Source organism: Neolewinella sp. (assembly GCF_965214665.1).
GTDB lineage: Bacteria > Bacteroidota > Bacteroidia > Chitinophagales > Saprospiraceae > Neolewinella.
The window spans coordinates 3,664,598-3,685,996 of sequence record NZ_OZ243970.1 but is presented as its reverse complement, the minus strand read 5'-3'; the positions used below and the strand labels follow the sequence as shown (position 1 = coordinate 3,685,996).

Genomic DNA, 21,399 nt, shown 5'->3' with positions numbered 1-21,399 from the left:
TATGAAGAGTATTAAGGGGAGGGGGGTGGTACAATTCGTTTTACGCAGTCGCTGTTTGATCTACCGGATGGTCATCGCTGCCAGTGGCGGCGGCTGACTCCCTCAGTAATTACTTCATTTCACTCACGCATACCGACGGATGAAACTAGGCTTTTACCTTCTGATTTTTAGTACATTTTGTTTTTTACCGGCTCAGGCGCAAGTCCTTGTAGCCAACATCAATCAGAGCAATGCCGGTAGTAGGCCCGAAGCGCTACAGTCCGATGGCGAGTTCGTGGTCTTTACGGCGCTGGCGGACGGGGGCGCGCGGCAACTGTACGTTGTCACCGAGGCGAACGACCAGGCGGAGCTGCTAAAGGACGGCCTGGATGGACGGCCCATACTGGACCCCTTCGCAACTACACTAATTGACGGCGTCGTCTACTACTACCAGCACGGCAAGGGTACGACGACGTACTACCGGGTGGACTTACGGGATCGGGTGGTGACTAGCTTGGTTACGCTACCCTCCCCCGGTGCCAATGCGGGCGAGAGTTACTTTAGGGCGGTTGGGGACCGGATCGCCTTTGTGCACCTCAACGACGACTACATGGAGGAGTTATACGTGACGGATGGTACTACAGCGGGTACGAGCCACCTAATCGACCTACCCGAGGATCAGTATATTAGTGAGGTGAATACGCTTGGCGATCGGCTATTCATAACCTACGACGACCAATTTGGCGAAGCGGTGCCCTACACGGTGACCGATGGTGCTGGGGGGGGGACGTTTACCCGATTCCCGCCGCCGGAATTTGCGGGGCTCTACGGAGCGATAGCCGTTGGTGACTCGGTGATCGTCTCGGCTTACGGCCGCGATAGTTCCGGCGTATTTATTACCGACAGGCAATTTTCCGAACTACGCCCGCTGCGGGAATGGGCTTCAGCCCTGCCTCTGGGTCGACTGGGCCGATTCGGTGAATGGCGGGGGAAAGTGGTATTCACTCAGTCGGATAGTACGACCGGCTACCACCTTTGGGAGATCGATCCCACCAACCGGTCGGTAGAACTTCTAGTTGATCTCGACATCGACCGCGATTCTTTTTACCTGCAGCGTCTGCAGTTAACGAACGACCTAATTTTTTACCGCCTTTACAATCCCGCCACGAAAACGTTTACCTTAAAGAGAACGGACGGCACCCAGGCCGGGACCTTCACGTTACTTGACGGCATTGAGGCCCGTAATGTAAATGGATTCAGCTCGGGACAAGTCGTCGCTACGGATGCAGTATTCTATTTCCTGGCCGACCGGCCCGGGACCGGACTGGAGCTATGGCGTACGGACGGGACCGTTCGGGGTACTGCAATGGTCAAAGATATCTATCCCGGTAGCGACGCCTCCGATATTGACCAACTAGCCGTCCTGGGCTCACAGTTGCTATTTGCGGCTGAGAGTCCCGAGTTCGGGCGTGAAGTGTTCAGCAGCGACGGTACGCCGGGGGGTACGCAGCTTTTGCAGGATGTGCGGACAGAGGAGAGCGGTTCCTATCCTAATCGGTTTTTCACCTTTCAGGATACATTATTCTTTACGGCCAACACGGGCTGTACGGGCTTTGAAATGTTTCGCACCGAAGGCGGTGCATCGACCACTGTGCTGCTGAGTGATTTGACCAGCGGTAAAGCATCTACCTTCAATTCTCCTCCGGTCCTTCTTGGTAACGAATTTTTCTTTGACGCCCCGGGGGAAGGATCCGCCATCGACCGTATTTTTCGCTCGGATGGCTCGGTAGCCGGAACGCACCAGTTTAGCCCCCAAGACACTACACTGGCCAAGACACCCCGCCTGTCTAACCTCGGTGAGGTGCGTGGTCGCCTGCTGGTACGTGGCTTTTTTAGGGGGCTTGGGCAGGCGCTGTATGCTGCAGATCCCTCTTCCGGTCAATTAAGCCTGCTAAAGGTTTTCAGCCGCGACGGGTTCAACAGCACTAGTTTTGGCTTTACGCCCCTGAATGACAGCACCGCCCTCTTCGTCGAAAGCACTGAAGAATTGGGCCCCGAACTCTGGCGTACGGACGGCACGGTGGCAGGAACTTATTTAGTGAAGGACATCCGGCAGGTTTGGGAGACTTATCCTTTGTATCACATCAGCGATCGCACCGTCATTGACGGTATTGCGTACTTCTCGGCCGATGACGGCTTCGGACCAACCCTCTGGCGATCGGATGGTACGGAAGAGGGTACTTACCAATTAGCGAGCGCGGACATGGCTTACAGACCCACTGACATCTTCAAGCACCAAGACCGTATCTACTTCGTAGCGAGTCGGGGCATGTACGGGTACGACCGAATTCTCTCTACCCGGGGCGAACGCTTTGACGTGGAACCTTCTAGCATTACGGAGAACACCCGCTTCCATTCTATTCGCGATGTGGTGGTCTCAGGTAGTACACTCGTCTTTACCGGCCATACCGATGCTACGGGCTCCGAACTATGGGCGGCGCCAAACTTCACCTCGCCCGCCATTCCGCTCGGTGATTTGAATGCCGGTCCGGGACATTCTTATCCCCGCAACCTTACCGTTTTCGACAGCCTGGTATACTTCAGCGCCGATCTACCCGAGCTCGGCCGTGAGCTCTGGTCGACCGACGGCACTCCCGAAGGCACCGTACTGGTAGCCGACATCAACCCCGGCACGGCCTCTAGCGGCCCGGACAATCTTTACGCTTACCGTGACTTTCTCTACTTCGCCGCCGACGACGGCCGGGTAGGCTCCGAGCTCTGGAAGTACTCCCCCACCGACCTCGACAACGATGGCTACACGGGGGCCGATGACGCCGACGAAACCGACCCCCTGGTCAACGCAGGCACCAACGGGGACCCCAACGCCGTAGGTGTAGCCTGTGCACCCGCAACGGACACGACCAGCACCGGGGTGACCGACCTGATGCTAGCGGCGGTGCGCGCCTATCCGAATCCAACGAGTGACTGGCTCACCGTGACCCTCCCCGAGGAGGCCAGATCGCTCCAGCTCACCCTGCTTACTAGCGGGGGCCGGGCGGTGTATACGCACCGGGGCAGCTTTTCTACCCACACCGTACCGGTAAGTATGCTTCCCGCGGGCAGCTACGCCCTGCGCGTGAGTGATGTACGTCGTGGTACTAGCCTGACGCGGTGGGTGACCATCCTGCATTAAACAGGACCAAAGCGTCACTCAGGCTATTCTGGTTGGACTTAAACCTAAATTGAAACGGCGGCGTTTACCCAGATACGGAACAAAGTCGGTGAGCCTGCCGGCCTGTCCCTCGAAATAGCTTATCTTTGCGTCGCATTCGGATAGCGTTCCGGAAGTGGTCCTCCAGCGCGGCGTCAGGCAGATGGGGGAAAACCGGTCCTTTAGGGTAGTTCTAAATGGCCCCGCGGCAGCACCCCGCGGTCAACGAATGGCGTGCTTAAGAGATCGAATGAGTAAACGACTAATTAAAGTAGCGAAGGAACTGAACGTGGCCACCTCGACCCTGGTCGAGTACCTAAGCGGAAAGGGCTTCAATATCGATAATAAACCCACGGCGCCGGTCAGCGGCGAGATGGAATCGGCCCTCCGCCAGGAGTTTGCTAAAGCCATTTCCGATAAGCAGAAGGCCGCTAAGATGGAGTTCGGTACCCGCCCCACCGCGCCGCCCCCGCCCGTCGTCCGCAGCACCACCCCGGCCCCACCGCCGCCGCCCCGCCCCACCGGTGTGCCGGCCCCGCCGCCCGTGCAGCGACCCGCTCCGCCCGCCGCAAAGGCTACTCCGCCACCCCCACCGCCCGCATCAGCACCCACCACGGGTACCACGCCCTTTACCCCCGCCCCGGCCGCTCCTAAGGAAGCCGCCCCCGCCGGTAAGCGTGAGGTACCCGGCCTGAAGGTGATGGGCAAGATCGACCTGGACGCCAACAAGCGCCGGCCCGCCAAGTCCGCTCCTAAAAAAGGACAACCCGCTCCGCCGCCCACCGCGAAGCGCGCACCAGCCGACCCCACACCCGCCCCCAAGGCACCTACCCCGCCGCCCGCCGCTAAGCCTACTCCGGCTACCGCCAGGGCTGAGCCCGCCACGCCGGTTACCGAGGTAAAGGCCACCGATAAGCCCGACGTGCACGTCACGGCCGAGCCCAAACTGCGCGGTCTCAAGGTGCTGGGTAAGATCGAAATTAAAAAACCCGAAAAGCGGGGCAGCTCGTCTACCTCCGACGACGGACGTAAGAAGCGCAAACGCAAGAAAATCACCACCGGACCACCCCAAACCGGCGGCGGTGGACGCAGTGGCGGCGGGCGCAACGACCGTGGCCGCACCGGCGGTGGTGGACGTAACGACGAGCCCAAGGAGGTATCCGCCAAGGACATCGAGGACAAGATCAAGGCCACCATGGCCCGCCTCCAGGGCGGCGGCGGCAAGAAAAAGCGTCAACGGCAGCGCCGCGATAACCGCGACCGCATCCGCGAAAAGCAGGAGGCCCTGCGCGACGAGCAAACCACCGACAAGCTACAGCTGACCGAGTTCGTCACGGCCCAGGAACTGGCCAACATGATGGACGTCGGTATCGGTGAGGTCATCACCGCCTGTATGAATGCCGGCGTGATTGTATCCATCAACCAGCGCCTGGACGCCGAGATCATCGAGCTCGTAGCCGAGGAATTCGACCACGAGGTAGAGTTCATCAGCGTCGACGAGACCGAGGAAGACGAAGAGGAGTACATCGACGATCCCGAGGACCTGTCGCCCCGTCCGCCGATCGTGACCGTCATGGGCCACGTCGACCACGGTAAGACCTCGCTGCTCGACCGCATTCGCGACTCCAACGTCATCGCTGGGGAAGCCGGTGGGATCACCCAGCACATCGGTGCCTACGAGGTGAAACTCGACAACGGTAAGGAAATCACCTTTCTGGATACACCGGGTCACGAGGCCTTTACGGCCATGCGGGCACGGGGTGCCAAGGTGACCGACATCGCCGTCATCATCATCGCCGCCGACGACAACGTGATGCCCCAGACCAAGGAGGCCATCTCGCACGCGGAGGCCGCCGGGGTACCAATGGTGTTTGCCATCAACAAAATCGACCGCCCGGGCGCCAACCCCGACCGCATCAAGACCGAACTGGCCAGCATGGGCTACCAGGTCGAGGAGTGGGGGGGCAAGTACCAGTCGCAGGACATCAGCGCCATGACCGGCGTCGGCATCGAAGATTTGCTGGAAAAAGTCTTGCTGGAGGCCGAAATGCTCGAGCTCCAGGCCAACCCCGACCGCCCCGCCGTAGCGACCGTACTGGAAGCCTCGCTGGAGAAGGGCCGGGGCTACGTGACCAAGATTCTGGTCCAGCACGGTACCCTACGCGTACAGGATATTCTGGTAGCGGGAGAGGCTAGTGGCCGCGTCCGCGCTATGTTCAACGAGCGCAATAAGCGCGTCAAGGAGGTAGGCCCCGGCTCGCCGGTCCTGCTACTCGGACTCGACGGTGCGCCCCAGGCCGGTGAAATCCTCAAGGTGATGCCCAGCGAGCAGGAAGCCCGTCAGCTCGCCAGTCGCCGCGCCCAGATCAGCCGCGAGCAGGCCAACCGCGCCGCCAAACGCGTCTCGCTCGACGAGATCGGTCGCCGTCTTGCCCTGGGTACCTTCAAGGAGCTCAACCTCATCGTGAAGGGTGACGTGGACGGTTCGGTAGAAGCCCTTTCGGACTCCCTCATCAAGCTCTCGCAGGAGACCGTACAGGTCAACGTGATCCATAAGGCCGTCGGCCAGATTATCGACTCCGACATCCTGCTGGCTACCGCCTCGGATGCCATCATCGTTGGCTTCCAGGTACGTCCCAGCTCCTCGGCCCGTAAGCTCGCCGAGCGTGAGGGGGTAGAGATCAAAACCTACTCGATCATCTACGAGGCCATCGACGAGATCAGCAGTGCCATCGAGGGCATGCTTGAGCCGACCAAGGAGGAGAAGACGACCTGTCAGGTCTCCGTCCGCGAGGTGTTCAAGATCTCCAAAGTGGGTACCATCGCCGGCTGCTACGTTGACGAGGGTAAGATCAGCCGCAACACCCTAATCCGCGTGATCCGCGACGGCATCGTCATCTTCCCCCTCAAGGAGGGTCAGGTCGGCGAGCTGGCCAGCCTTAAGCGCTTCAAAGACGACGTCAAGGAAGTCCGCAGCGGCATGGAGTGCGGTCTCAACATCAAGAACTTCAACGACATCAAGGAAGGTGACGTGATCGAGGGCTACGAGATCATTGAGATCAAGCAGAAGATGCAGACGAGTTAGACTGCCTTCGGCAGGTAGACGTCGCTTCGCTCGTTAGACGCCTTCGGCTGGTTAGACCGCTGCGCGGGTAGCGTGGGGATGCTCGCTTCGCTCGTCTTGGCGGCAATTCCCTCGCCCCTTAACTTCCTAACCCTTCGGTCCTATGTGTGGACGTTACAGTGTGGTAATTGACGAAGCCAAGTTGCGCAAGCAGTTTACGAAGGAGCTGACTACACCCCCCGGTGGGCTCCAGCCAAATTATAATATGGCGCCGACGCAGAACGGACTGGTCATCACCGATGCCCGGCCGGACCAGCTGTCGGAGTTTCGCTGGGGCCTGGTGCCCTTTTGGGCCAAAGACCTGGGTATCGGAGCACGTATGATCAACGCCCGGCGGGAGGGGATCGAGGAGAAATCCAGCTTCCGTAAGCCGATCCGCGAACGGCGCTGTCTGGTGATTGGGGATAGCTTCTACGAGTGGCAGCGCAAAGATGGTGGCAAGCAACCCTTTCGGATCATGCCGAGCAACGAGCAGTTACTGGTCATGGCCGGCATCTGGGAAAGCTGGACGCCTAAGGACGGAGGCGATACGGTGCATACCTACTCCGTCATCACCGGCGAGCCGAATGCGGAGATGGCCCCCATTCACGACCGGATGCCGATGTTACTACTGGATGAGGAGCGGCAGAGTCAGTGGCTGAACCTCCAAGCCAAGCTGCCGGAGATCCTCGCGCTGCTGGAAACGCCGCCGGATGGGACGCTGAAGACCTACCCGATCTCGGCGAAGGTGGGTAATGTGCGCAACAATGGGCCGGAGTTGCATGCCGCGGTATAGCTCCTCCCCCCGCATTGTACGCGCTACCCCCGCCGACCACCCCGCCATCGAGCGCATTGCCCGGCTGACCTGGCCGGATACTTTTTCCGGTATTTTATCCACTACCCAAATCGATTACATGCTGGGGCGGATGTACAGTCCGGCCGCACTGGCGGAGCAGGTTGAGCAGGGGCATGTGTTTCATCTCCTGTTAAATGCCGACACAGCCACCAATGATGACTACAGCGGCCAGTCGGCTACCCGCTACCGCCCGGTGGGTTACGTGAGTCACCAATCCGAGTACCTACCCGGTACTACTAAAATTCACAAGCTGTACCTGCTACCCGGCACCCAGGGGAGGGGTTTCGGTCGCTTACTAGTTGAGCACGTCGAGCACGTGGCCCGCCGGGCCGGTCAGGAGCGGCTACGCCTCGATGTCAACTACCAAAACAGAGCCGTCGACTTCTACGTGCACCTCGGCTTCGCCAAGCTCGAACGCTTTGACACGGATATCGGTAATGGCTTTTTGATGGAGGATTGGCGTATGGAGAAGACGCTCTAGACCCGCTCGTACCGCGCCCGCACGAACATAAACAGGCCGTAGGCCAGTAGCCCCAGCCCGACGATGGAAAGCAGGGCCGCACCGTACGACTGGTTTTCGATGTAGGACAGCGACTCCCCAATACCCCGGAACTGGCTGGCATCGTCGAGGGTAGCCGCACGAAATAGCGAGTAGGCAATGATCCCGTAGACCACGAAACGCGCCGTCAGGCCTACCTCACCGGCCTTGTCAAACAGCTCGCGTTGGTCGTGACTCAGTTGCTGCCCCTCGATGCCCTCCATGTGCTTGTCCTTCAGCGCCCGGTAGAGCTGATAAATTGCTACCCCGGCCATGATGACGGCAATGGCACCGATTACGTAGGGGCCCCAGCTGTTGCTGAGAATTCGGGCGATGATGTCCTGCTTACTCTGTCCACCACCGCCACCGCCACCACTGAAGGCTAGTTTAAAGGCGTGGGCGCTCAGTATACCGTAGGCCGTCCCGCTGACCGCGTAGGCGATCCGCTTGACGACGCCTTCCTTATCCCTGCCCTCATTCTTCTTATCCTGTACCGCGGTGTACCAGCGCCAGCTACAGTAGGCCAGCAAGCCTACACCGATCAGGAACAGCAGCACCTGTCCGAAGGGGTTGGTTCCGATCCAGGTGATGACCGCCTTAGGGCCGCCACCCGACTGCCCGGCCCCACCGACCACCCCGGCGATGGCAAAGATGCCGATGAGGCTATATACGATGCCCTTAGCCGTATAGCCGGTGATGAAGAGTTTATTCTCGGTAGAATTGCTTAATGCCATGGGGTTGAGTTTATTCTATATGGCCTTCCGCAATCACATTGTTCGCAGGAGTAGGGGGCGGGGCCGCCGGTGCAGCCTCCGTGGAGGGGCTACCCAGGGACTCCGCCCAAACAGAGTACCTTCGCCCGAAACCGGATGGACTTATGGCCGTAGATGTACTTTTAGGACTCCAGTGGGGTGACGAGGGCAAGGGTAAGATCGTAGACGTACTCGCCCCCCAGTACGATATCATTGCCCGCTTCCAGGGGGGCCCTAACGCCGGTCATACGCTCATCTTCGACGGCAAGAAGTTCGTGCTCCACACCATCCCATCCGGCATCTTCCGCCGCGAGCAGCTCAACCTGATCGGCAACGGAGTGGTCATCGACCCCATTACGCTAAGCAAAGAGCTCGATGCGCTCGACGCGGCCGGTATCGACTACCGCGACCGGCTCTTCGTAGCCCGCAAGGCCCACATGATCCTACCCACCCACCGCCTACTCGACGCCGCCCGCGAGCACGCCAAGGGGGAACGCAAGATCGGCTCCACCCTCAAGGGCATCGGACCCACCTACATGGACAAGACCGGCCGTAACGGTATGCGCGTTGGCAACCTCACCGCCCCCGACTTCCAGGAACGGTACGAGCGGCTCAGGGAAAAACACCTACAGCTGGTGGGCCTGTACCCCTACATCGAGTTCGACCTGGCGGGCGAGGAACGGGCCTGGTTCGCAGCTATAGAGCGGCTCAAGGCCCTTCCCTTCGTCGATGGCGAATACTACATCAACGGTGCGCTTAAGGAGGGCAAAAAGGTGCTGGCGGAGGGGGCGCAGGGTAGCATGCTCGATATCGACTTCGGCACCTACCCCTACGTGACCTCCTCCAATACGATCACGGCGGGGGTATGTACGGGCCTCGGCGTAGCGCCCCAGCAGATCGGTGAGGTCATCGGCATTACTAAGGCCTACTGCACGCGGGTGGGGGCCGGACCGTTTCCCACCGAGCTCAACGATGCTACCGGCGAGTTTCTGCGCAAAGAAGGCGCTGAGTTCGGCGCCACCACGGGCCGGCCGCGCCGCTGCGGGTGGATCGACCTGGTGCAGCTACGATACACCATCATGCTCAGTGGGGTCACCCAGCTCGTGGTCACCAAGGTGGACGTGCTCAACAAATTCGAGACCATCAAGGCAGCCGATGCCTACCGGGTAGAGGGGGAGGTGACGCACGAGCTGCCCTTCGACCTGGTGCACGAGAATTACGCGGCGGTATACACGGACGTCGAGGGATGGAACAGCGACCTGAGCGGCGTGAAGGAGGAGAGTGAACTGCCCGCTGCCTGCATCAGCTACGTCAAGTACCTGGAAGATAAACTAGGGGTACGCGTAAGCATGGTGAGTACCGGTCCAGACCGGGAGGAGCTAGTGGTGCGGTAGCTTCAACTGCCTCTCAAACAAACTCCCTATCTTTATCTCATGACCGTGCCCGTGGAGCCCGAACTATTGCTGCACCAGACCGACTGGACGCTGGAGCAGTACGAGCGCATGGTAGACGAAGGGATTCTTACTCCCGAGCACCGGGTAGAATTACTGTTCGGCAAAATCGTACATAAGTTGGCTGTTGGTGATTTACACACGTTTTGCGTGCAGGAGTTGAATTATGCTATGATAGAACGCTACGGGCGTCAATTCACCTGTCGCCAGGAGCAGCCAATTTCCCTACCCAAGCACAGTGCCCCGGAACCTGACTACATACTCGCTGCGCCTGCCGAAGATCGCTACTTCAATCGCAAACCGCTCCCCGCAGAGATTAAACTTGCCATCGAGGTGTCCGACAGCACCCTTGCACGGGACCAGGGAAGCAAGGCTCGGCTTTACGGTCTATTTGGTATTCCTGAATACTGGATCATCAACCTGGTCGACAAACGCGTAGAGGTGCATACCTCCCCCCGGGGGCATACCGACAAGGGGGGGTACGAACGGATCGAATATTTCAGCGCGGATACCGCGTTTCGTAGCGGAGTATTAGGAGAAATTGCTATGACGGACTTTATTCCGGCCGTAGCGTGGAAGTAAGATAGCTACACCTAGCAGATTACTCCCCGAAATGGTTCCAGCCCTGCGCCTTGATAGCGTGGATGTTCCCACCCTTCGTATGTAGCTTCACCCCATCTTCCTGCGCGACGATCTCACCGGCGATATAGATATCCGGAAGGAAACGGATCTTTTCCGTGTCCTGGGGGTCGATGGTAAAGAGTAACTCATAATCCTCCCCACCGCTCAGCGCCGCCGTAATGGGGTCGAGGTTGAACTCCAGGGCCTGCAGTTGGGCATCATTATGGATGGGTACGCCGCTTTCCTCGATCACCGCCCCGACCTCGCTAGCCTTACAGATGTGGAAAATCTCGCTGGCCAGCCCATCACTGATGTCGATCATGGCCGTAGGCACGATCCCCTCCTTCGCGAACAGGTCGACCATATCGGTGCGCGCCTCGGGCCGGAGCTGCCGCTGGAGGAGGTAGGGCGCATATTCACCCATATCGGGCTGCATGTCGGGGTTATCCTTGAATACCTGCTTCTCCCGCTCCAGCAGCTGTAGGCCCAGATAGGCCGCCCCCAGGTTTCCGGTAATGCAGATCAAATCCCCCACCTTCGCCCCACTTCGCCGCGTGATCCGCCCCGCCGGTGCCCGCCCGATGGCCGTGACGCTGATGATGAGCCCCCTGGTAGAGCTGGTCGTATCACCCCCCACTAGGTCCACGCCGTAGTGCGTACAAGCTGCTCTAATGCCGGCATAAAGCTCGTCCAGCGCCTCTACCGAAAAGCGGTTGCTCAGCGCGATACTCACCGTAATCTGCTCCGGCCGCGCATTCATCGCCGCGATATCCGATAGATTCACCGTCACGGCTTTATAGCCCAGGTGCTTCAGTGGCGTGTAGGTGAAGTCGAAATGGATGCCCTCCACCAGCATATCGGTACTGACTACAAGCTGCTCGTCGCCGGCAGCAATGATGGCCGCGTCGTCGCCCACGCCTAGAATAGTCGAATCTTGCTGCGTAGCGAAGCCCTCCGTGAGGTGGTCGATGAGGCCGAATTCGCCGAGGGTGTTTACGTCGGTCATGAGGGATCGCATTGTTGAGTTGTTGGGTTGTTGCGTGGCCGTCGTTGGAGGCGTCGGAGGTGTGATAGGTGCCGGAGGTGTTACAGGCACAACGGGTAGGCGGGCCCGCAGGTGCGCAGAAACACCAAGACGAGTCCCGATAGCTATCGGGAGAGCGTCCCCACAAACGCAACAACTCGACAACGCACAAACCCAACAACGCCTACCTTGCACCCGCGACCCCGCCCCAAAAGTACCACCCCATGCCCAGTGTAGACATCGAAGCACTCAACCAGCAAATCCGCCTAGATAGCGAAGTCGTGGAGCGTATCCGCCAGGAGACGGCTAAGGTGATCGTGGGGCAGGAAAATATGATCGACCGGCTACTACTGGGGCTGCTAAGCCGGGGACACATCCTGCTCGAAGGTTTACCCGGACTAGCCAAGACACTGGCCATCAAGACGCTGAGCCAGACCGTTAGTGCCGACTTTAGTCGCATCCAGTTTACGCCCGACCTGCTACCGGCCGATATCGTAGGTACGATGATTTACAATCCTACGCTCAACGACTTCAGCGTCCGCAAGGGACCGGTGTTCGCCAACTTCGTACTGGCCGACGAGATCAACCGGGCTCCCGCCAAAGTGCAGTCCGCGCTGCTGGAAGCCATGCAGGAACGGCAGGTAACGATCGGCTCCGATACCTTCCGGCTAGAGGAGCCCTTTCTCGTGCTGGCCACCCAGAATCCCATCGACCAGGAGGGCACCTATACGCTGCCGGAGGCCCAGACCGACCGCTTCATGCTCAAGGTCAACATCGGCTACCCCACACGGGAAGATGAGCGTATCATCATTCAGCGCAACCTGGGGGCCGGCTTCGCCACCATCAACCCGGTAGCTACGCCGGAGGACATCCTGCACGCCCGCGAGTCGGTCCGTAAGGTCTACATGGACGATAAGATCGAACGCTACATCATCGACATTGTCTTTGCCACCCGCGAGCCGGAAGCCTACCGCCTGGCTGATCTGAAGCCGCTCATCAACTACGGCGGTAGCCCCCGCGCTAGCATCAACCTGGCCCTGGCCGCTAAGGCGCAGGCCTTCCTCGAGCGGCGCGGCTACGTGACCCCGGAGGACGTGCGCTCGGTGTGTGAGGACGTGCTGCGTCACCGTATCGGACTGACCTACGAGGCCGAGGCGGAGAATATCCGGCAGGAGGACATTATCGGGCGGGTGCTGAATGTGGTGGAGGTGCCGTAGAAATTTACAATCTACCAGGTACGACGTACGAATTTCCCGCAGGACAGCGGTACGCCTCTGCTCGCCTGCGGCTCGTGATCGTTAGTCGACGGGTTTACTATCTTAGACCCCATGCTGTACACCCTCGCCTCCGTACTCAGCTTACTGCTCCTAGCAAACTATGTTGCACCTGCGGCCCCGCCCCCTACCACACCTTCAGCGACGGCCCCGCAACAACTCCACAACCCAATAGCCCAATCCCCCAACATCATCCTGTTCCTAGCCGATGACTGGTCCTACCCCCACGCCGGGGTGTATGGCGACCCGGTGGTGCAGACGCCGAACTTCGATCGCCTGGCCGCCGGTGGGATGCTGCTTACGAACGCCTACACGGCCGCGCCGAGCTGTAGTCCCTCCCGGGCCAGTATCCTTACGGGGCGCTATCCCCACCAGAACGGCGTGGCCGGTAACCTGTGGTCGGAATTTCCGGCCGAGGCGGTAACTTATACAACGGTGCTGGAGGAAGCCGGCTACATCGTGGGGCACGACCAGAAGGGCTGGGCACCGGGGGATTGGCGCAGTACGGGCTGGGCGCACAACCCGGCGGGTAAGGAATACGACGACTTTACCGACATGCTGGCGGAGCGGGATGCTGAGCAGCCCTTCTGCTACTGGTTCGGCAGCCAGGATCCGCACCGGCAGTACCTGACTAACCTGGGGGCCTGGTCTGGGATGGAGGCTGACTCCGTAGTGGTGCCACCTTTCTTTCCAGACCTGCCGTGCGTACGCAACGATATGCTCGACTACTACGCCGAGGTGGAGCGCTTCGACCGCCACGTGGGCGAGATCGTGGACCTGCTGGAGGCCCGCGGCGAGCTCGACAATACGCTCATCATCGTGACCAGCGACAACGGAATGCCCTTCCCGCGCGCCAAGGCCAATCTGTACGACGCCGGTACGCGCATGCCCTTCGTGGCCCACTGGCCGGCGCGGATACCGGCGGGGACGGTGCGAACCTCCTACGTGAACCTGGCCGCCCTAGCGCCGACCTTCGTAGAGGCGGCTGCTACCCAGGTACCGGACGAGTTTGAGTTACAGAGTCTGCTGGATCAGCTCACGGATGCTGACGTACCGGGAGATACCGCCGTATATCTCGAACGCGAGCGCCACGCCCAGGTCAGGGCCGACTCCGGCAGCTACGCCGTGCGGGGGGTGCGCACGGACGACTTTCTCTACCTCCGCAATGCCTTCCCCGAGCGGTGGCCGGCCGGCGACCCGGAGGCGGTGCGCAGTGTGGGGGCCTACGGGGACGTGGATAACTCCATCACCAAGATGCTCATCCTGGCAGGGGATAAACCGGCGGGGGATACGACCGACTATTACCGGCTGGTCTTCGGCAAGCGACCCGGGGAGGAGCTGTACGACCTCCGCCGTGATCCTTACCAACTGACCAACGTAGCGGACCAGACGGCCTACGCGGGTGATCGGGAGCGACTAGCTAGCCAGGTGGACCGCTGGATGGAAGCGACCGGTGACCCCCGGGCTACGGAGGCCCGGACGCTGTTCTGGGATCAGACGCGGTATACGCCGGATTACGGGGTGCGAGGATATGACGTAGAGGAATACATCGAGGGGTATAAGTACGCACGCAGTGTACAGCATACCCAGTTCGAGCTGGTGGGGTGCAGGGAGTGAGCTTTGTCCCTACTCAACCATCACTACCCCCCAAACCTTCATATGAACAATCGTTCATATAACACCCCCCGAGCAACATGACCATCGAGCAGATCTACACCGGGTGCCTGGCCCAGGGCGCCTACTACATCGCGAGCCAGGGCGAGGCGGCCGTGATCGACCCCCTACGCAGTCCCGAGCCCTACCTGGAACGGGCCCGGGCGGCCGGTGATACCATTAAGTACATCTTCGAAACCCACTTTCACGCCGACTTCGTGAGCGGCCACCTGGACCTGGCCCGGGGGAGCGGTGCGCAGATCGTATACGGCCCCGGGGCAAAGACCGATTACGAAAAGTATGAAGCCAGGGACGGGGAGGAGTTTCAGCTGGGAGCACTCACGATTCGCGTACTACATACGCCCGGACACACGCTGGAGAGTACCACCTTCCTGCTGCTGAACGAGCACGGCACCCCCCATGCCATCTTCACCGGCGATACGCTCTTCATTGGCGACGTGGGCCGTCCCGATCTAGCTCAGAAGAAAGGTGCCCTGACAAAGGAAGACCTCGCCGGCCTACTCTACGATAGCCTGCGCCGCAAGATCATGTTGCTACCCGATGACCTCATCGTTTATCCCGCCCACGGGGCCGGCTCGGCCTGCGGGAAAAAAATGAGCCGCGAGACTACCGATACGCTAGGCAACCAAAAAGCTACGAACTACGCCCTACGTAAGGATATGACCCGCGAGGAGTTCGTGCGGGAAGTCACCGAGGGCCTGCTGCCGCCGCCGGCTTACTTCAGTGAGAACGTGCGGATGAATAAAGCGGGCTACGAATCATTCGAAACGGTGATGGACCGCGGAGCCGTAGCGTTGTCCCCCGCCCAGTTTGAGGAGGTCGCGAATCGCGAGATGGCTCTAATACTGGACGTACGGGCAAAGGAGGATTTTGTCAAGGGTTTCATCCCGAACAGCATCTTCATCGGTATCGACGGCAGTTTCGCCCCCTGGGTGGGGGAGCTGGTACCCGATCTGCAACAACCCATTCTCCTGGTCACCGAGCCAGGGCGGGAGGCCGAGACCGTCGAGCGCCTCAGCCGCGTGGGCTACGACAACGCCCTGGGCTACCTGGAGGGCGGCATCGCAGCCTGGCGCACCTACGGCGGCGAGGTAGATACCATAGAAACTATCCGGGCAAATGCCTTTGATCCCGAGCGCGCCGAGCACGTCATCGACGTGCGCAAGGAAAGCGAGTACGGCGGTGGCCACCTGCGCCGGTCCCTTAACCTGCCGCTGGCCGGCCTTTCCGCGGCGATGAGTGAGCTCGACCCGCAAACGGAATACTACGTTCACTGCGGCAGCGGCTACCGCTCGACCATCGCGGCCAGTATCCTCAAGGCGCGTGGTTTTGACCGCATCGTGAACGTACAGGACAAGGTAGCCGATATCCTGGCTACCGAGTCGGTCGACGCCTAGTACCGTCGTGCGGTCTTCCTTATCGTCCTGGTTTCCCCAACCCGCTGACTACCGCCTACGGGGTGATGTAGTGGCAGGCCTCACCCTGGGCGTGATCCTCATCCCCCAGGCGATGGCTTACGGCATCCTGGCCGGGGTGGCTCCGGTGTACGGACTTTACGCCGCGCTTTTTCCTTTGCTGGTTTATACCCTGCTGGCGAGTACGCCCCACGTCTCGGTTGGCCCTACTGCCCTGGCTAGTCTGCTCTGCCTCAATGGCCTCAGTCACCTTGCCGAACCGGGCAGTGCGCACTACCTCACTTATGCGGTGGTACTAGCTGGACTTACCGGAGTGATCCAGTTGCTTTTCGGCGTGCTACAGTTGGGGGGGCTGGTCAGTCTACTGAGCCGACCGGTGCTCTCCGGCTTTGTCTCGGCGGCGGCGGTGCTGATCGTGGCCTCCCAGCTCCGGTCCATCTTCGGGGTCGCGATGCCGCGCACGACCTACCTGCACGATACGGTCTACCAGTTCGTGCGTCACCTCGGCACGCTCCACCTGCCGACTACGCTGATGGGGCTCGGGAGTCTCGCGGTGTTGGTGCTTGGCAAGCGTTACCTGCCCCGGGCACCCGTTATGCTAGTGTGGATCGTAGTTACCACGCTGCTTGTGTACCTGCTTCGCCTGGACCGGGTGGGCATCGACGTGGTCGGCGCGGTGCCGAGTGGGCTACCTGCTCTCGTCCTACCTCGCGTCGACCTAAATATCCTGACCACCCTATTTCCCGTTGCCCTGGTGCTGGCCCTGATCAGTTTCGTAGAGACGCTTAGTATCGGCAATGCCTTCGCCACCCGGCACGGCTACTACCGCATCCGGCCCAACCGGGAGCTACTTGCGCTGGGTGCTTCCAAGATCATCGGCAGCTTCTTTGCCGCCATTCCCACCTCGGCCAGCTTCAGCCGCTCGGCGGTGGTAGAGGAGGGCGGGGGGCGTGGGCCGCTGACGGGGGTGGTGGCCGCGGTGCTACTGGCGGCCGTGTTGCTCTTCTTCACTCCGCTTTTTTACTACCTCCCCCTGCCGATGCTAGCGGCCATCATCGTGTTCTCGGTCGGTAAGCTCTTCGATCTCCAGGAGATGAAGCGGCTGGCTAAACTAGCCCCCAAGGAGCTGGCCGTACTGCTGGTCACCTTCGTCTTTACGCTCTTCACGGGGCTCCAGTGGGGCATCGCCGGCGGGGTGGTACTCTCCCTGGCCTTTGTCTTCCTACGCGCCGCCCGTCCCCACCTGGCCGAGCTCGGCCGCATTCCCCAGACCAACGCCTTTCGCAACCTGGAGCGCTTCCCCACCGCCGAGACCGATCCGGCCCTACTCGTGGTCCGCTTCGATGCCGAGCTCTACTTCGGCAACGCCGAGTACTTCGGTGACCAGATCCTGGCCCTGGCCGACGAGCGCGGCGATCCCCTACGGGCCGTCATCCTCGATGCCCACACCATCAATGACCTCGACACTACCGGCCTCTACGCCCTGGAACAGCTGTTCGATAAGCTGGCGAGCCGCGACGTGGCGCTCTACCTAACGGGCGTCATCGGCCCAGTCCGCGATGTACTCTTCCAGTCGGGCCTCATGCAGCGTATGGGGGCCGAGAGCCACTTCCTGTCCATCCAGGACGCCATCCGCTACTATCACGAGCGGGGTGGGCAGCGGGACTGGAACCTGCCGGCGGTACAGCATGACTGAACCGGCCACAACCTTATGTCATAACGATGCGTTATCTTTGCCAAATAAGGCCGTAAGACGCAGTGGAGGGAATCGCAAGGTTCCCTCTTTTTTGTGCCTCCATCCCCGACAGGGAGTTAAGGTGATAAGGAGTCAGGGAGTTAAGGCCGTGTGCCATGTCCTTAACCCCTTACCTCCCTAACCCCCTAACTCCTTAGAAAGGACATGGAAGAGACGATTACTAATCTACTGGAAACTTACTTCGCCGCCGAGGAGGACTTCGCGGACTGCTTCGTGGTGGACGTGAACCACTCCAACAAGCGGCTGGAGGTGTTCGTAGATAGCGACTCGGGTATGAACTTCGGGAAGTGCCAGCGCATCAGCCGCTACCTGGAAAGCTACCTTGATGAGGATAAGCCCCTGGGAGAAGAATACGTGCTGGACGTGAGTAGTCCCGGCGTGGACCGGCCGCTGAAGTTCTACCGGCAGTACGTGAAGAACGTGGGCCGTACCCTGGAGGTGACTACCACCGACGGCGATACCTACACCGGTCAGCTCAAGGCGGCCACCCCTACCGAGGTCGTGCTGGAGGCCAAGCGGCGTATTCAGGAGGGCAAACGCAAGAAGACCGTCGTGGAAGACATCACGCTGACCACCGACGCCATCAAAAAATCAATCGTAAAAATATCCTTCTAAGCCATGATGAACCTGGTCGATACCTTCAAGGAATTCAGCTCGGGCAAAGCCATCGATAGCCCCACCATGGTGCGGGTGCTCGAGGACGTGTTCCGTACCCTGATCAAAAAGAAATTTACCACCGACGAGAATTTCGACATTATCGTCAACGCCAATAAGGGCGACCTGGAACTCTGGCGCGTGCGCGAGATCGTACCGGACGGTGAGGTGACCGACGAGCTGAGCCAGATCTCCTTCTCCGAGGCCATCGCCATCGACGAGGATTACGAGATCGGTGAGGAGTGCTACGAGCAGTTGTTCCTGGAGGACTTCGGTCGACGCAGCATCATGGCCGCGCGGCAGACGCTGATCAGCCGTATCATGGACCTCGAAAAAGACGAGATCTACCGCAGCTACACCGAGCGGGTGGGCGAGCTGGTGCTGTGTGAGGTGCAGCAAATTCTCAAGCGCGAGGTGCTGGTCATCGACGATGCCAACGGTCGCGAACTCGTAATGCCCCGTGTGGATACCATCCGCGGTGATTACTTCCGCAAGGGCGACATGGTCCGCGGCGTGATCAAGGAGGTAGAGATGCGCAACAACAACCCCGTGGTCATCGTAAGCCGCACCGATGAGCGCTTCCTGGCCAAGCTGATGGAGCAGGAGGTGCCCGAGATTGAGGATGGGCTGATCACCATTAAGGGCATCGTGCGCATCCCCGGCGAGCGCGCCAAGGTAAGCGTGGAGAGCTACGACGATCGTATCGACCCCGTAGGTGCCTGTGTGGGTATGAAGGGATCGCGCATCCACGGCATCGTGCGCGAGCTCAACCAGGAGAACATCGACGTAATCCCCTACACCAGCAACACCAACCTATACATTCAGCGCTCGCTCACCCCTGCCCGGGTTTCCAACATCGACCTCGACATGGAAAGCCGCCGCGCTAAGGTGTACCTGGAGCCCGATCAGGTCAGTCTGGCCATCGGCAAGGGCGGTACCAACATCAAGCTGGCCAGCCGCCTGGTCGACTTCGAGATCGACGTGTACCGCAACAACGAAGTAGAAATAGACGACGTCGACCTGGAGGAGTTCAGTGACGAGATCGAAGGCTGGGTCATCGACGCCCTCAAGGGCATCGGCCTGGACACCGCCCGCTCCGTCATCGAGACGAGCCCCGAAGACCTCGTGCGCCGCACCGACCTGGAGGAAGAGACCATTATGAACGTACTGCGGGTACTAGCCGCGGAGTTCGACGATGTGCGTTACGTGGAGGAATAGTCAAGATTCCGCCATGGCATCTTCTAAGGACGGCTCGCTTTCTTTCCGGGAAGCGAGCCGTCGTGCGTTAAGCTCACGACGCAACTGCTCACTAGTCCGGCGGCTGCCGTCGTGACTCCAGCCCGGGGGGCCAAAGAGGTACGCCAGTCGCGCCCGCCAGCCGGGGGCGCCATGAATATCCCGGACCATGGCCGACCACTCGTGGGTAGCGATGCGCAGGGGGTTATGGGTGGTGATGTTGGTGACTAGGCCGTAAGTAGGTTGTTCTTCCTCGGGCTGAAAGGTGCCGAAGAGCCGGTCCCAAATGATGAGCACGCCGCCGTGGTTGCGGTCGAGGTACTTGACGTCGCTGGCGTGGTGGACCCGGTGGTGACTCGGCGTATTGAGCACGTACTCCAGGGGAGCGGGCAGTTTGCGGATGTACTCGGTGTGAATCCAGAACTGGTAGACCAGGCTGAAGGTCTGAAAGATGGCCACCATAATGGGGTGAAAACCCAGTAGTGGAAGCCAGGCGTGAAACAGAAAGGTACCCGATAAACTACCCGTCCAGGTTTGCCGCAGGGCGGTGGAAAAATTATACTTCTGACTACTGTGGTGCACGACGTGGCTGGCCCAGAAATAGCGTACGCCATGGCTGCTGCGGTGGAAGACGTAGTAGGCCAGGTCTTCGGCAAAAAAGCAGAGCACCCATACCCACCAGGCGCCCCCGAGATCGAAGAGCCGGTACTCGTAAATGACAAAAAACACACCGATGCTGAGCCCCTTGGTGACCAGACGGATCAGGGCATTGCCAATACCCATCGCCAGACTACTTAGCGTGTCCTTCGGCGTATAGCGCTCCCGGCCCTCGGCGATAGCCACGCCGAGCTCCAGCAGCAGCAGGACGATGAAGCCGGGGATAGCATACTCTAGTGGGAAGGGGTCGGTAGTGAGTTCGGGCATGAAATGGATTGACGGGAAGGGTGCATGGGCAGGGAGAGACCACCCTCAGGGGAAGTTACGTGAATTTGTTAAGCCCATTAGTCTAACGGGGGGCGGCTGCTAAATGTCACGCAGACGTCTTCTTTCATATCTTTCTGAAAATTAGTAACACGGTGTTTGCGCGTATCAGGAAGCAACCTGCTGATCAACAGTCAGTTGCACCGCAGAAGACCAGCTGACCGGCCGGGATTGTGAAAATAAACCCCTGTGCTGGGGTAATTTGGTTGCACCGTATCTAACGTTTGCCTAATTTTGGTTCAACAAAACGGCCCCGGCCGCACGCTATGATGACGCAAATTGACTTTTTCCGGCAGTTCGATCAGCAGTCTACCCTTCTACATTCCTTTGCCTACAACCTGACGAAGAACTCTGAGGACGCCAAGGACCTCTACCAGGAGACGGCTTTTCGGGCCATGACGAACCGCGATAAATTCCGGCAGGGCACCAACCTCAAGGCCTGGCTCTTCACCATCATGAAGAACATCTTCATCAACAACTACCGCAAGAAGATGAAGGCCAACACCATCATGGACAATACGGACAACCTGTACTACCTCAACTCAGGTTCGCACGCCATCGAAAATGCCGCCGACAGCAACATGCTCATCAAGGAGTTAACCGAGATGATTGATGAGCTGGAGGATTCTACCCGCATTCCCTTCCTGATGCACTACCAGGGTTTCAAGTACCAGGAGATTGCCGACCACCTACAGTTGCCCCTAGGCACGGTAAAGAGCCGCATTTTCTTCGCCCGCAAAGATCTTAAGACGCAGATTGCCCGCCAGTACGGCAAGCTGCGTGAAAAATAGTGGTGTTGTCACAGTGTTTGTCTCTTTCTTGCCATGTTGCCGATGTAGTCTACAGGGTTATGGATCCGTGTTAATTAAACCTT

Annotated in this window: 16 protein-coding genes; 13 read left to right on the top strand and 3 right to left on the bottom strand. The window is 59.7% G+C overall.

Annotated elements, in window-relative coordinates; translation table 11 throughout:
- The first annotated feature begins 139 nt into the window (after positions 1-139).
- The 4 genes from ACOOHD_RS15775 (at position 140) to ACOOHD_RS15760 (ending at position 7,630) form a co-directional block, all read left to right on the top strand.
- Positions 140-3,172: an ELWxxDGT repeat protein gene (locus tag ACOOHD_RS15775; RefSeq protein WP_420458840.1), complete on the top strand. Its 3,033-nt coding sequence runs from the start codon at positions 140-142 to the stop codon at positions 3,170-3,172.
- Between the two features lie 268 nt (positions 3,173-3,440).
- Complete coding sequence (gene infB, locus ACOOHD_RS15770) at positions 3,441-6,275, top strand: translation initiation factor IF-2 (protein WP_420458839.1); 2,835 nt, start codon at positions 3,441-3,443, stop codon at positions 6,273-6,275.
- Between the two features lie 142 nt (positions 6,276-6,417).
- Entirely contained in the window at positions 6,418-7,089 is a 672-nt protein-coding gene (locus tag ACOOHD_RS15765) for an SOS response-associated peptidase (protein WP_420458838.1), read from the top strand.
- A complete protein-coding gene (locus ACOOHD_RS15760; RefSeq protein ID WP_420458837.1) occupies positions 7,076-7,630 on the top strand; it encodes a GNAT family N-acetyltransferase in 555 nt (184 codons plus the stop codon). The genes ACOOHD_RS15765 and ACOOHD_RS15760 overlap by 14 nt, the downstream gene beginning before the upstream one ends.
- Here the strand turns inward: ACOOHD_RS15760 and ACOOHD_RS15755 are convergent.
- Positions 7,627-8,421, bottom strand: a complete 795-nt coding sequence (locus ACOOHD_RS15755) for a DUF1206 domain-containing protein (protein WP_420458836.1) — start codon at positions 8,419-8,421, stop codon at positions 7,627-7,629. The two genes, ACOOHD_RS15760 and ACOOHD_RS15755, sit on opposite strands and share 4 nt — an antisense overlap.
- Before the next feature lie 143 nt (positions 8,422-8,564).
- Between ACOOHD_RS15755 and ACOOHD_RS15750 the strand changes: the two genes are divergently transcribed.
- Together ACOOHD_RS15750 and ACOOHD_RS15745 are read left to right on the top strand one after the other, a co-directional pair.
- Entirely contained in the window at positions 8,565-9,833 is a 1,269-nt protein-coding gene (locus ACOOHD_RS15750; RefSeq protein WP_420458835.1) for an adenylosuccinate synthase, read from the top strand.
- Between the two features lie 39 nt (positions 9,834-9,872).
- Entirely contained in the window at positions 9,873-10,472 is a 600-nt protein-coding gene (locus ACOOHD_RS15745; RefSeq protein ID WP_420458834.1) for a Uma2 family endonuclease, read from the top strand.
- 19 nt (positions 10,473-10,491) lie between these two features.
- Here the strand turns inward: ACOOHD_RS15745 and thiL are convergent, their stop codons facing one another.
- Positions 10,492-11,517: a thiamine-phosphate kinase gene (gene thiL, locus ACOOHD_RS15740; RefSeq protein ID WP_420458833.1), complete on the bottom strand. Its 1,026-nt coding sequence runs from the start codon at positions 11,515-11,517 to the stop codon at positions 10,492-10,494.
- Between the two features lie 242 nt (positions 11,518-11,759).
- On the opposite strand from thiL, the gene ACOOHD_RS15735 reads away from it, so the two are divergent.
- The 6 genes from ACOOHD_RS15735 to nusA all read left to right on the top strand — a co-directional run bounded on the left by ACOOHD_RS15735 (position 11,760) and on the right by nusA (position 19,526).
- Positions 11,760-12,752 carry an AAA family ATPase gene (locus ACOOHD_RS15735; protein WP_420458832.1) on the top strand — a complete coding sequence of 331 codons (993 nt, stop codon included), beginning with the start codon at positions 11,760-11,762 and terminating at the stop codon, positions 12,750-12,752.
- 111 nt (positions 12,753-12,863) lie between these two features.
- Positions 12,864-14,426 carry a sulfatase gene (locus ACOOHD_RS15730; RefSeq protein ID WP_420458831.1) on the top strand — a complete coding sequence of 521 codons (1,563 nt, stop codon included), beginning with the start codon at positions 12,864-12,866 and terminating at the stop codon, positions 14,424-14,426.
- Between the two features lie 77 nt (positions 14,427-14,503).
- Positions 14,504-15,880: an MBL fold metallo-hydrolase gene (locus ACOOHD_RS15725; protein WP_420458830.1), complete on the top strand. Its 1,377-nt coding sequence runs from the start codon at positions 14,504-14,506 to the stop codon at positions 15,878-15,880.
- 7 nt (positions 15,881-15,887) lie between these two features.
- The gene (locus tag ACOOHD_RS15720; RefSeq protein WP_420458829.1) at positions 15,888-17,594 is read left to right on the top strand and encodes a SulP family inorganic anion transporter; all 1,707 of its coding nucleotides are present in this window, start codon (positions 15,888-15,890) and stop codon (positions 17,592-17,594) included.
- Positions 17,595-17,798: 204 nt separating this feature from the next.
- On the top strand, positions 17,799-18,269 hold the full coding sequence (rimP, locus tag ACOOHD_RS15715; RefSeq protein ID WP_420458828.1) for a ribosome maturation factor RimP: 471 nt from the start codon (positions 17,799-17,801) through the stop codon (positions 18,267-18,269).
- Between the two features lie 6 nt (positions 18,270-18,275).
- Entirely contained in the window at positions 18,276-19,526 is a 1,251-nt protein-coding gene (gene nusA, locus ACOOHD_RS15710) for a transcription termination factor NusA (RefSeq protein ID WP_420461443.1), read from the top strand.
- Here the strand turns inward: nusA and ACOOHD_RS15705 are convergent, their stop codons facing one another.
- A complete protein-coding gene (locus ACOOHD_RS15705; protein ID WP_420458827.1) occupies positions 19,527-20,468 on the bottom strand; it encodes a sterol desaturase family protein in 942 nt (313 codons plus the stop codon).
- 326 nt (positions 20,469-20,794) lie between these two features.
- On the opposite strand from ACOOHD_RS15705, the gene ACOOHD_RS15700 reads away from it, so the two are divergent.
- Positions 20,795-21,316: an RNA polymerase sigma factor gene (locus ACOOHD_RS15700; protein ID WP_420461442.1), complete on the top strand. Its 522-nt coding sequence runs from the start codon at positions 20,795-20,797 to the stop codon at positions 21,314-21,316.
- The last annotated feature ends 83 nt before the right edge of the window (positions 21,317-21,399 follow it).

Bases quoted from the DNA above. Each gene is read 5' to 3' on its own strand.
- ACOOHD_RS15775 (WP_420458840.1), top strand. From the start codon at position 140: ATGAAACTAGGCTTTTACCTTCTGATTTTTAGTACATTTTGTTTTTTA.
- infB (WP_420458839.1), top strand. From the start codon at position 3,441: ATGAGTAAACGACTAATTAAAGTAGCGAAGGAACTGAACGTGGCCACC.
- ACOOHD_RS15765 (WP_420458838.1), top strand. From the start codon at position 6,418: ATGTGTGGACGTTACAGTGTGGTAATTGACGAAGCCAAGTTGCGCAAG.
- ACOOHD_RS15760 (WP_420458837.1), top strand. From the start codon at position 7,076: ATGCCGCGGTATAGCTCCTCCCCCCGCATTGTACGCGCTACCCCCGCC.
- ACOOHD_RS15755 (WP_420458836.1), bottom strand. From the start codon at position 8,421: ATGGCATTAAGCAATTCTACCGAGAATAAACTCTTCATCACCGGCTAT.
- ACOOHD_RS15750 (WP_420458835.1), top strand. From the start codon at position 8,565: ATGGCCGTAGATGTACTTTTAGGACTCCAGTGGGGTGACGAGGGCAAG.
- ACOOHD_RS15745 (WP_420458834.1), top strand. From the start codon at position 9,873: ATGACCGTGCCCGTGGAGCCCGAACTATTGCTGCACCAGACCGACTGG.
- thiL (WP_420458833.1), bottom strand. From the start codon at position 11,517: ATGACCGACGTAAACACCCTCGGCGAATTCGGCCTCATCGACCACCTC.
- ACOOHD_RS15735 (WP_420458832.1), top strand. From the start codon at position 11,760: ATGCCCAGTGTAGACATCGAAGCACTCAACCAGCAAATCCGCCTAGAT.
- ACOOHD_RS15730 (WP_420458831.1), top strand. From the start codon at position 12,864: ATGCTGTACACCCTCGCCTCCGTACTCAGCTTACTGCTCCTAGCAAAC.
- ACOOHD_RS15725 (WP_420458830.1), top strand. From the start codon at position 14,504: ATGACCATCGAGCAGATCTACACCGGGTGCCTGGCCCAGGGCGCCTAC.
- rimP (WP_420458828.1), top strand. From the start codon at position 17,799: ATGGAAGAGACGATTACTAATCTACTGGAAACTTACTTCGCCGCCGAG.
- nusA (WP_420461443.1), top strand. From the start codon at position 18,276: ATGAACCTGGTCGATACCTTCAAGGAATTCAGCTCGGGCAAAGCCATC.
- ACOOHD_RS15705 (WP_420458827.1), bottom strand. From the start codon at position 20,468: ATGCCCGAACTCACTACCGACCCCTTCCCACTAGAGTATGCTATCCCC.
- ACOOHD_RS15700 (WP_420461442.1), top strand. From the start codon at position 20,795: ATGACGCAAATTGACTTTTTCCGGCAGTTCGATCAGCAGTCTACCCTT.